Annotated in this window: 10 protein-coding genes; 5 read left to right on the top strand and 5 right to left on the bottom strand. The window is 39.5% G+C overall.

Annotation, left to right across the window (positions count from 1 at the left end; genetic code table 11):
- Positions 1-38 precede the first annotated feature (38 nt).
- The gene (locus CWC14_RS02955; protein WP_249928681.1) at positions 39-386 is read left to right on the top strand and encodes a hypothetical protein; all 348 of its coding nucleotides are present in this window, start codon (positions 39-41) and stop codon (positions 384-386) included.
- A gap of 119 nt (positions 387-505) precedes the next feature.
- Here the strand turns inward: CWC14_RS02955 and CWC14_RS02950 are convergent, their stop codons facing one another.
- Positions 506-856 (bottom strand): VOC family protein, encoded by a 351-nt coding sequence (locus tag CWC14_RS02950; protein ID WP_138561190.1) that lies wholly within the window; start codon positions 854-856, stop codon positions 506-508.
- A gap of 309 nt (positions 857-1,165) precedes the next feature.
- On the opposite strand from CWC14_RS02950, the gene CWC14_RS02945 reads away from it, so the two are divergent.
- Complete coding sequence (locus CWC14_RS02945) at positions 1,166-2,248, top strand: flavin monoamine oxidase family protein (protein ID WP_138561188.1); 1,083 nt, start codon at positions 1,166-1,168, stop codon at positions 2,246-2,248.
- A 39-nt stretch (positions 2,249-2,287) separates the two neighbouring features.
- Here the strand turns inward: CWC14_RS02945 and CWC14_RS02940 are convergent, their stop codons facing one another.
- On the bottom strand, positions 2,288-3,331 hold the full coding sequence (locus CWC14_RS02940) for an AI-2E family transporter (protein ID WP_138561186.1): 1,044 nt from the start codon (positions 3,329-3,331) through the stop codon (positions 2,288-2,290).
- Between the two features lie 168 nt (positions 3,332-3,499).
- Here CWC14_RS02940 and CWC14_RS02935 point away from each other — a divergent pair, with 168 nt between their 5' ends.
- Entirely contained in the window at positions 3,500-4,390 is an 891-nt protein-coding gene (locus CWC14_RS02935; RefSeq protein ID WP_138561184.1) for a TIGR01777 family oxidoreductase, read from the top strand.
- A gap of 405 nt (positions 4,391-4,795) precedes the next feature.
- Entirely contained in the window at positions 4,796-5,704 is a 909-nt protein-coding gene (locus tag CWC14_RS02930) for a GGDEF domain-containing protein (RefSeq protein ID WP_249928680.1), read from the top strand.
- Positions 5,705-5,766: 62 nt separating this feature from the next.
- Here the strand turns inward: CWC14_RS02930 and CWC14_RS02925 are convergent, their stop codons facing one another.
- Complete coding sequence (locus tag CWC14_RS02925) at positions 5,767-6,435, bottom strand: DUF2987 domain-containing protein (protein ID WP_138561182.1); 669 nt, start codon at positions 6,433-6,435, stop codon at positions 5,767-5,769.
- Positions 6,428-7,237 (bottom strand): glucosaminidase domain-containing protein, encoded by an 810-nt coding sequence (locus tag CWC14_RS02920; RefSeq protein WP_013465099.1) that lies wholly within the window; start codon positions 7,235-7,237, stop codon positions 6,428-6,430. Before CWC14_RS02920 ends, CWC14_RS02925 begins: the two co-directional genes overlap by 8 nt.
- A 181-nt stretch (positions 7,238-7,418) precedes the next feature.
- Here CWC14_RS02920 and CWC14_RS02915 point away from each other — a divergent pair, with 181 nt between their 5' ends.
- Positions 7,419-8,711, top strand: coding sequence for an anti-phage deoxyguanosine triphosphatase (locus tag CWC14_RS02915; RefSeq protein WP_138561180.1), 1,293 nt, complete (start codon positions 7,419-7,421; stop codon positions 8,709-8,711).
- Positions 8,712-8,798: 87 nt separating this feature from the next.
- Here CWC14_RS02915 and CWC14_RS02910 read toward each other — a convergent pair whose 3' ends face one another.
- The gene (locus CWC14_RS02910) at positions 8,799-10,955 is read right to left on the bottom strand and encodes a prolyl oligopeptidase family serine peptidase (protein ID WP_138561176.1); all 2,157 of its coding nucleotides are present in this window, start codon (positions 10,953-10,955) and stop codon (positions 8,799-8,801) included.
- Positions 10,956-11,052 lie beyond the last annotated feature (97 nt).

The following is an 11,052-nucleotide window of genomic DNA, read 5'->3' as shown; positions in this document are numbered from 1 at the left end:
AACGCTAATAGAGCCTATTTTTATGGGCGCAGCAAAGTATGGCTGCAGCGCAAGAGTGTACATTGCAAAACAATGCCCTACCCGAGCAAATTAAAGATTACACACAATGTTTAGACGCCAAATTAAATAAAGTGCAACAGCAACAAGACAGCTGGATCCAAAAGCGTATCTTTGAACTGGCCGAATTAGAAAGCGAAACTGGTAACACCTACATTTTATCATTGTTTAAGCAAAGTCTTAACGCCAAAGACAAGTACATTCAAAAAAGTTGCCAGTGGCGTTATATGTTAAAACAGCCTAATTCACCAGAAGCTGTAGTAACTTATAAAGAGTGTGAAATAGCAATGATAGAGCAATTCATTCAGCAGCTTAAAATGGGGCTTTAACCAGCTCCTAATTAAACATTATGTGTTGAAGCTTGCTAATTTAGTGGTTAGTTTATTGGTATTTTAGGAAGTGCAGCCTTAAAGTCTGCATTTTTGTATTTATATAGTTTGCAGTGTGACTACTGTGACCATACCGCAAATTCATTTCCATTTGGGTCGCTAAAGTGAAATCGTCTACCACCTGGAAATGAAAATGTAGGCTTAATTATTTTGCCTCCAGCTTGCTCAATTTTATTTTGAGTCGCTTCAAGGTCATTACTGTATAACACAATTAACGGGCTTCCGTTTTTAGTAGCAACAACCAAGTCAGATTTAAAGAAACCACCATCAACCCCTTGTGCGGCAAAGCTACAGTATTCTGGGCCATAATCTACAAATGACCAGCCAAACACGTCACTAAAAAAGGCCTTAGTAGCTGCAATATTTTGTGCAGGAATTTCAATATAGTTAATTTTATTATTTTGAGTCATTTTAGTTTTTTGCCCTTATTCTTGTTTATATTATTTGCGATTTGAACTGGTAATAAATAAAGATAGCAGCAATGCTCAATAATCATAAGCAAACATCAGGTATTTGAAATAAGCGATACATAAACACTGTTGGTTGTCTTTCTTAAACAGCTTATTATCTGGATTTTTATATATCTAAGTTGATTTGCTCTGTAGTTAATATACGACTTTTTAAGCGATCTCGAATTTGTTGATTAAAACGTTTTGACAAAACCACATAAAGACCACAAACTACCTATCAGTAGATTGATTTAGCTAAAGTGATTTAAAATGCATAAACCTGTGGTTATTATTGGTGGTGGCTTAGCGGGCTTATATGCTGCTTACAACCTTAAAAAACGTGATATTCCGTTTTTATTATTAGAGGCCAAAGCCAGTTTAGGTGGCAGAATTGCGTCTCATTATTTACCGACCAACAACACCATTGGCCACGATTTAGGCCCAACATGGATATTTCCGCACCAGCTTAATATTCAACAGTTAGTTACTAATTTAAACATCCCTGTTTTTGAGCAATACACCCAAGGCGATGTGTTGTATCAAGCATCGCATACTGCCCCTGCTCAGCAAATTGCAGGGGCTGGCGAAATGCAGCTATTTAGAATTCAAAACGGTATGAACGAGCTTATTAATGCGCTTTATCAGCAGCTTGACCCAAACACCGTTAAATTAGAACACGCTGTTAGCGAAGTGAAAAAGCTCTCCAACGGCTGGCATATAAGCGCTAATTACCAAGGGAGTACGCAGCACTTTACTTGCGATCAGTTATTGTTGGCGTTACCGCCTAGAATGATCGGCCAGCATTTAACTCCGCATTTATGGGCTGATAATGTTTTAACACAGCGTTTAGCGTCAGTGCCTACGTGGATGGCAGGCCAAGCAAAGTTTGTTGCCACCTTTGAGCACGCTTTTTGGCGAGATAAAAACTTATCGGGGCAATGTTTTAGCCGTGTTGGCCCAATGGTAGAAATTCATGATGCCTCAGCAAGTGATCATGCTCACCCTGCTCTATTTGGCTTTATTGGTGTGTCTTACTTGCAGCGCAGTCAAGTAACTCGCGAGCAATTAACCCAAGCTTGCCTTGATCAGCTTGGCTATTTTTATGGTGAGCAGGCTTATACTGTCACTGATTGCACGATAAAAGATTGGGCTGAGGATGAATTTGTGGCCAACAAGGATGACCAACTAGGTGTATCGCAGCATCCTGAATTTAATTTTTCAGGGCTTGGCGAGCAGCTTAAACAGTTAAAAGTGCATTTTGTGGGCAGTGAGTTTGCAAAGCAGGAGGCTGGCTATTTAGAGGGGGCTATAAACGCCGTAGATAGCGCCTTAGCTAATTTAATAAATATTTAATAATGTTAAAGGCGTGCTTAGCCACGCCTTTGTAAGGTATTAGTCTTCTGATCTGATAACGGTTTCTTCACCTGTGCCAAGCATGGTTGCTAACCAACGCCCTTCGTCACTGGCTTCTAGCGCTATTTTTACAATCATGGTTAACGGCACCGATAACAACATACCCACAGAGCCTAATAGCCAGCCCCAAAATATTAACGATAAAAACACCACTAACGTAGAAAGCCCTAACCCTTTACCCATGTATTTAGGCTCAACAATATTACCCATTACGGTGTTTATAGTTAAATAACCCGCGCCAACAAGCCCTGCCACTAAGGGGCCTTGAGTAATAAGCGCCATTAACAGTGCTGGCACAGCCGCTATGATTGAACCAATGTTAGGAATGTAATTAAGCATAAATGCCAATACACCCCAAAGTACAAAGTAATCAACATCGAGTATCCACAAGTAAAAACCAGCAATTACACCGGTGGCTAAACTTACTAGGGTTTTAATAGCCAAATAAGAGTTGATAGAGTCTAAAAAGCGGTCAATTTGCTTAATTTTACTATCGGGGTCGTCTAGTGCTAAATGTATTTTTTTACCAAGTATGGGCCCTTCAAACAGCATAAAAACAACCGTTAAAATAATTAAAAACATATTGGCCATTACGCTACCTAAGCCGGTTAGCATATTGGTGGCAACATCAACCATTTTACCGGGGTCGAACATAGACAAAATTTGTTCTTTATTAATTAAAATATTGTATTGCGAGGCCATATCAACCAGCCATACAAATTCTTCTTTTAACTGTGCTTTGTATTCAGGTAACTGCTTTGAAAAATCGTTAACCGACTGCCCCACTAAACCGCCTAAGCTAACACCTAAGCCCATAATAATAAGCACTACAAGCACCACCGCTATGCCTTTTGGAATACGGTAGCGAGCAAAAAAATTAATGAGTGGGCTACAAATAATGGCGATGAATGCTGCCAAAATAAACGGAATAACAATAGCACTTGCGGCTTTAATGCCCGCTAATACAATGACCAACGCTGCAAAAATAATTAAGCTTTTATTTACCCCAGTTAAACTTGCCAATACTCTTATCCTATTGCTGTTATTTGGCTTCAGTGTAAGGCAAAACCCAATAGAATGAAATATTTATGGGTGATCATAATAATGATTAGTACGTATAAATTTGCAAATCGTTGAGCTGGGGAGTATAAATTTTAAACATCCCGCTTTATTTATAATTTTGGAGTTGCAATGCATATATTTTTTACAGGCGCCACGGGCTTAATTGGTAGGCACCTTTGCCCTTTCTTGTTGCACCACCACGACATTACGGTACTGAGTAGAAACCCAACCAAAGCTAAAGTGTTGTTAGGCCACAGAGTAAATGCTATTAGCAGCTTAGACGATGTCGATTTTAATACGGTCGATATTGTCATTAATTTAGCCGGCGAACCTATCGTTAATAAACGCTGGAGTGATAAACAAAAAGCAAAAATACGCGATAGCCGAATTATTATTACCCAAGCCATAAGTGATGCAATTAGTCAATGTCATACACCGCCACATACGTTTATTTCAGGCAGTGCAATAGGCTATTATGGTCGCCAAGGTAAAGCCCAAGTTGATGAAAACAACACAGAACCCCACGATGAATTTAGTCACCAACTTTGTAAAGATTGGGAGCTTGCTGCATTAAAAGCTGAGTCTGACGATACTCGTGTTTGCTTACTTCGCACAGGTATTGTACTGGCTAAAAAAGGCGGTGCACTTGGAAAAATGTTGCCTGCATTTAAGCTTTGTTTAGGCGGGCCAATTGGCAATGGCGAGCAAGGTATGTCATGGATCCACATTGATGACATGGTGCAGCTCATTTTATTTTTGATTCGTAATCAAGATATCTCTGGTGCTGTAAATGCCACTGCCCCGCATCCGGTGAGCAATAAACAATTTAGCCAATCATTGGGCAAAGCATTGTCACGCCCTGCTTTTATGCCCATGCCTGCAGCTGTGCTGAATGTTTTAATGGGAGAAATGGCAGATCTACTCACAACCGGCCAATTTGTGGTGCCTAAAAAAGCATTAGAAAATAATTACCGTTTTCACTTTTCTGAAATCGATGCCGCATTAAAAAGTTTAGTTTAACGAGAGGCCTTAAAGGGTTAAGTTTGTAGCGAGGGAGTATAAAGTTAATACTTTTTACTCCCTTGCTATTTTAGTGTTACTACCTAATAATGAGTTAAGCGTTATTTCTTATTCAGCTAAAAGAGCAACTAAAACATGCTTCATTTACCCACATTAATTAGCCTCTGTTTTATTCTTAACTTGTTTATTGCAGTGTTCTTTTTTTCAGTGTATTCATATAAAAAACAACCTAGCTTTTTATTTTTTGCTACTGCCTGCTGCTCGTTTATAACCGCTATTGCCCTGATTGGTTTGAGAGGATAGATTGACTATCCACTTTTAACTTACTTTTTTGCTTACCTATTTATTATTTTAACCCCACTCCTGCTTATTTTAGGGTTAATACCACAAAGTACGGTGCCTGCAGTGAAGCTAACGCCTTTATATTATGCTTGTGCTATATGTTGCACATTGCTACTTACTGTGTATCTCATTGATGCGGGGCAAATTATTACCAGTATCATTACTGCCGTACTATTTAGCTACGCGGCCTATTTAATGATCAAAACCCCCAGTGTTGCTAAAGTACAGCAACGACTACTAATTGCCTGCTTTTCACTACACAGTGTAGTAATGCTGTTGCAAGTTGTACTCCTTGTTTTACCCTACTTTAGCCAAATTAGTCAGGCGAACTTAGCCGCAGGGTTACAACTATTATTGGTCTCGCATTTATTTTTAACCACAGCCAGTGCGTTAATTCTGCCGTTTATTGCTTTTGCCAATGAAGAATCAAAACTAATAAACTTAGCTAATCACGATCCGCTCACACAATTATTAAACAGGCGAGGCTTTTTCCGCCTGTGTAAAAAAATAACCCACACTGCACCACTTAACAGCAGAGTGTCGTTAATTATGCTCGATATCGATCTTTTTAAACAAGTGAACGACCGATATGGTCATGAAACTGGCGACGAAGCAATAAAGTGGATTGCACAACATATTAACGAATTGTTTTTTGAAGCAGGCATTACCGCTCGAATTGGCGGAGAAGAGTTTGCTATTTTCCTTAACCAAAAAAATCTTACTCAAGCAAGGCAGTTAGCCCAAAAGCTATGCAGAAGTATTGATCAATATCCTTTTTATTTTAACGGTAATAGTATTGCACTGTCTGTTAGTGCTGGAGTAAGTAGCGCACTTATACGCGATTTAAATATGCAAGAGCTGCTATTACAAGCTGATAAATGCCTTTACCTTGCTAAAGAAACGGGCCGAAATAAAGTTGTTACTCATGATGAAAAAAGCTTATTAACCAAAGCTCCCACTGCCATCATTTAATTTAGCTATAAAAAAGCGGGGGCAAACATGACCCCGCTTTATAATCAAACCAATTAATTTTATTACTTACTGATCCAAGGCGTTACTTTAACTACCTCGTTTATATCAGCCAATACTTTGGTGTCGTTTTGCCAGCTGTCTGTTACTTCAAAATAACATACTGATTCTTCGCATGTTATGCGCTCATCATCAAATTGTTTAGGCGCGTTAAAAGTAACAACCACCCCTTTTTGCTCAGGCAGTAAATACCACATTAGTTTGCTAACAAAAAAGCCCGACAAGTCTGTTAAAAGCGCTTCAAGCTCATTATTAATGGTTAATAATGATTGCTTTGAAAAGGTTAGCCCTTCTAGCTCGTTGGCCTCTATTTGAAGCTTTAACTGACAATCATGAACCGGATTTTTAGGCTGAACCACAATCACCGCTTTGTCAGTATCGAGCTGCTTATCATACGGTAATAACAGTTGCGCTTTGTCAGTGTAATTAAGCGGGTACTCATTTTTTTCAGTTAAAATAGTCCCGCTTTTGATACTACATACTTCGTTAGTACCAATATCGCTAATATAAAAGTTTACGCGGGCATACTGAAAATCGCCTTTGTTTACTACTTTTAAACGGTCGTAAAAACCGTCATACGACATAACAAACTCTTTAGCATAGGTGTTATTTGCCGCTATTGCTAAAAAGCAGGTCGCTATAGTCGTAACTAATTTTAATACTGGTTTATTCATCAAAGTACGCTCGGTTTTGATTGATCATCGTATTTAGCTCTTCAATATACGCTTCACCACGCTCTGAGTAGGACATCAGCCCAAGGGTTAGCTTAGTCGCCTTAATTGGCTTTTGCTGTGCGCGTAAATCCTCACGTATACTGCGTAATTGTTTATAGGCATTATGCGTATTAATATTTCTAAAATATGACGTTACAGCAGCGCGAACCGATTTAAATGCAGCCACTTCATGCTCAGCTTCATTATTACGTCTTCTTGGCACCATGCCACAGCCTTTTTTGTAGCACCATTGGCCAAAAAAGTTTAAGCCTATTCGGGCAAAGCGTGAGGTACCCCATGCCGACTCATTAGCAGCTTGCATTAGGGCAAGTTCTTTAGGAATAATATCTACACGGCGCAGCGCTTGAGTTAGTGTAAGCGTATCTAAGGTTTCAGGTAAGCGGTATAATTTAAGTATTTTTTTAATATCGCTCGCTTGTTTTTTACTTAACGGCTCGTCGTGCTCTAGCATCATGCGCGCAATTTCAATGTTTGCACGTTGCTGTAAAATCTTTTTGTTTTCGGCTTCTACATGGGGCTTAATGAAGTTAAAAAACGCATGCTTTTTCTCTTTTACATCGGTGTATTCTGAGAATTTTGGCAACTTAACATTGTGCAATGGTTTTTCTTTCTTCTTTTCTTTTTTAATGTCGTCAGCACGTGTTTGTTCATCTGAAACAAACTCATCAGTTTGTATAAATGGATGAGTAAGTGCCCAAATAACAAGGGCGGCTAACAACAACTGAAAAATAGTTTTTAACATGTATTATCTCAATTAAACTCTAAGTTATGTATGGTGTAGTCACATACATACGAACGCTCATTATACCTAAGCCACTTTATAAACGCGAATACCGAACAACTGAATAAAATTCATACGCCTATTGTGAATTATTTATAATATACTAAGCGTTAAAGTCGTAGATATAGAGATAGGTTGTGACATGGATAAACAGTGGCAAAATAGAATAATTGAACAATATAAGCACCGCCCAAACGATAACCGCTCTCCTTGGCAAATAGACCGCTCTCGAATTATTCATGCTGCAGCATTTAGACGCCTTCAAGCAAAAACTCAAATAATGGGTATTGGTTTAAATGACTTTTATCGCACACGTCTTACCCATTCTTTAGAAGTATCGCAAATAGGCACGGGCATATTACGCCACTTAAAAGCCCAGCACCCTCGCTTTGAACATTTCCCATCAACCGGATTACTCGAAACCTTATGTTTAGCGCACGACATCGGCCATCCGCCCTTTGGGCACGGCGGAGAAATTGCACTTAACTATATGATGCGTGATCATGGTGGTTTTGAGGGTAACGCACAAACACTGCGCATTGTGGCAAAGCTAGAGCCCTATAGTAACGGCTACGGCATGAACTTAACTAGACGCACCTTGTTAGGATTTATTAAGTACCCAGCTTTTATTGATAACCTTTGGCATAACATCCCACAAGAAAATAAACAGCGTGCGTTTATAAAAGCCGATGACTGGCGACCAGCCAAAGGTATTTACAATGACGATGCCGCGATATTTAATTGGATTATTGAGCCTCTTAGCGCAAGTGATAAAGCGTTATTATCTAGCCAAGAACACGCAGATGCTTACCGCGCTAAAACCCGTTATAAATCACTCGACAGTGCCATTATGGAACTGGCTGATGACATTGCTTATGCCGTTCACGATCTTGAAGATGCAATTGCTACCGATGTTCTTAGTTTAGACGATTGGCTAACCCATGCATTGCCGCATTTACAAGCTCTTGACTATGACTGGTTAAACACTTTGCTGGAGTCACTCTCCAAGCGGTTATTTTCAAAGTATGAACATGAGCGAAAAGACGCCATAGGCGAACTGGTGAATACCTTTATTATTCATATTCATTTAGATACCCAAAACAATGAATTTGAGTGCCCTATTTTAAAGCACACAGCAAAATTAGATCAGCAATACGAAAATGTGCTACAGATCCTCAAACACTTTGTATTTCAGCGTTTAATACGCGACCCACAAATGCAGCAAATAGAATTTAAAGGGCAAAACCTACTCATAGAATTATTTACTGCGTTTGCCAGCGATCCGCTGCGCTTATTACCCGAAACCACGCAGGCACTGTACCTTGAAGCTGAAAAACACAATCAAGGTATGCGTATTATTTGTGACTATTTAAGCGGTATGAGCGACGAATACGCTTATAAAACCTATCAACGGTTGTTCTCCCCCATACAATAAGTTAGCTAATCTGGACTCAGGTTAGTCAACATAAAAAAGCCGAGTCACTTACGTAACTCGGCTTTTCGTTAGTTTAAAAAAATCACACTACAGTGATTTAATGCCCATGTTGTAAAGCGTGAAACCATACATGTCGGCATAAAGGTCAATAATTTTACTGGTTGGTGTACCTGCACCATGGCCTGCATTGGTTTCAATACGGATAAGCGTTGGATTAGTACCTGCTTGATTCGCTTGAAGTTCAGCTGCAAATTTAAATGAATGCGACGGTACAACGCGGTCATCATGATCGCCTGTAGTGATCATCGTCGCCGGATATTCAACCCCTGCTTTTACGTTATGAATTGGCGAGTAGCCTTTTAAGTAATCAAACATTTCTTTACTTTGGTCGCTAGTTCCGTAATCGTATGCCCAACCAGCGCCAGCTGTAAATGTATGATAACGAAGCATATCCAATACGCCTACCGCAGGTAACGCAACTTGAAACAAGTCAGGTCGCTGGGTCATTACAGCACCCACTAATAACCCACCGTTTGAACCACCACGCAGTGCTAAGCGTTTTTTAGAGGTGTATTTTTTATCTTGTAAGTATTCAGCTGCAGCAATAAAGTCGTCAAATACGTTTTGCTTTTGCAATTGTGTACCTGCTTTATGCCACTCTTTACCGTATTCACCACCACCACGAATATTAGCAACTGCGTATACGCCACCTTGCTCAAGCCAAGCTGCTGTTGTAGAGCTAAAGCGAGGTGTTAAGCTTATATTAAAGCCACCATAGCCATATAAAATAGTTGGGTTGCTGCCATCTAATTTAATATCACTTTTATAAGTGATAATCATCGGTACTTTAGTGCCATCTTTAGAGGTATAAAATACTTGCTCAGAGGTATAGTTATCGCTATTAAAATCTATCCCTGACTTACGGTATACTTTTGACTCACCGCTTTGCACGTCAAAGCTGTAAGTTGTACCTGGCGTTTTGTAGTTAGTAAATGAATAATAAAGCGTAGTTTGCTCTTTTTTACCGCCAAAGCCACTCGCCGTACCGACGCCTGGTAAACTAATTTCGCGGATCAATTCGCCTTGTTTGTTGTACTGTTTCACTTTAGAAATAGCATCAACCATGTAGTTGGCAAAAAACGTATTACCGCCAAGGGTTACATTAAGTACGTTTTCAGTTTCTGGGATAAAATCTTGCCAGTTTTCAGGCTGTGGATTGCTTGCATCAACCGTCACTACTTTTTTATTTGGTGCATTTAAGTTAGTAACCAAAAATAGCTTGCTGCCTTCGTTGTCAATTACGCTGGTATCAGAGTCGGTATTACCCACTACAGTCACAAATTCGCTATCTGGCTTGGTTAAATCTTTAATAAATAACTTATTACCAGAGGTTGATACGCTGGCACTAATAAACAAGAAACGGCCATCTTTGGTCGCTTTAGCGCCTACATAACGGTGTTTTTGCTCAGCGGTATCGCCAAATACTAGCGTATCCTCGCTTTGGGCTTGGCCTAATTTATGATAGTACACTTTATGTTGATCAGTTTTTGCAGAAAGCTCACTGCCTTCTGGTTTGTCGTAGCTTGAATAATAAAAACCATCATTTGCCAACCAACTTACGCCACTAAATTTAACATCAACCAGTGCTTGCTCTACTTGCTCTTTGGTTTCGGTGTCTATAACAATGATTTTACGCCAATCACTGCCACCTTCCGATATTTGGTATGCTAACAATGAGCCGTCTTCTGAAAATGATAAGCCCGACATTGAAGTGGTACCATCTTCACTAAAGGTATTAGGATCTAAGAAAATCTCAGCCTCGCCGCCGTCTTTACTGCGGTATAAAACGTACTGATTTTGCAGGCCATCATTTTTGTAAAAATAGGTGTAATCACCTTCGGTGAACGGCGCGCTGATTTTTTCGTAGTTCATTAACTTTTCAAGGCGCTGCTTTAACGTATCTCTGTACGGTATTTGCTCTAAATATGAAAAAGTTAAGTTATTTTGTGTTTTAACCCATTGAGCCGTTTCATCACTCATATCATCTTCTAACCAACGATACGGATCAGCCACAGTTTCACCAAAGTAAGTGTCAACCACTGTGCCTTTTTTAGTTTCAGGGTAATCTAGAGAGTTAACTGCTTTCATTGCTGTTTTTACTTCATTTTGAGAGGTGTTTTCTGCAGGTTGTGAACAACCCGCAAGTGCGATTACAACCGCACAGGTCAGTGTTTTTTTTAGCATTGTTATTTTATTCCCTTATTGATAATCACTCTAAGTTATTAACTTTTACTGCTTTTGTCTATTAAGATGCGGTAAACGTCATTTATCGCTGTTAACC

The sequence above is a fragment of the Pseudoalteromonas sp. S3260 genome (assembly GCF_005886925.1).
GTDB classification, from domain to species: domain Bacteria; phylum Pseudomonadota; class Gammaproteobacteria; order Enterobacterales; family Alteromonadaceae; genus Pseudoalteromonas; species Pseudoalteromonas tetraodonis.
Note: the sequence above shows the minus strand (reverse complement) of the source record. Positions and strands in the feature narration are given on the sequence as shown.

Coding starts and splice junctions, on each gene's coding strand:
- CWC14_RS02955 (WP_249928681.1), top strand. CDS start 39: ATGGCTGCAGCGCAAGAGTGTACATTGCAAAACAATGCCCTACCCGAG.
- CWC14_RS02950 (WP_138561190.1), bottom strand. CDS start 856: ATGACTCAAAATAATAAAATTAACTATATTGAAATTCCTGCACAAAAT.
- CWC14_RS02945 (WP_138561188.1), top strand. CDS start 1,166: ATGCATAAACCTGTGGTTATTATTGGTGGTGGCTTAGCGGGCTTATAT.
- CWC14_RS02935 (WP_138561184.1), top strand. CDS start 3,500: ATGCATATATTTTTTACAGGCGCCACGGGCTTAATTGGTAGGCACCTT.
- CWC14_RS02925 (WP_138561182.1), bottom strand. CDS start 6,435: ATGAATAAACCAGTATTAAAATTAGTTACGACTATAGCGACCTGCTTT.
- CWC14_RS02920 (WP_013465099.1), bottom strand. CDS start 7,237: ATGTTAAAAACTATTTTTCAGTTGTTGTTAGCCGCCCTTGTTATTTGG.
- CWC14_RS02915 (WP_138561180.1), top strand. CDS start 7,419: ATGGATAAACAGTGGCAAAATAGAATAATTGAACAATATAAGCACCGC.
- CWC14_RS02910 (WP_138561176.1), bottom strand. CDS start 10,955: ATGCTAAAAAAAACACTGACCTGTGCGGTTGTAATCGCACTTGCGGGT.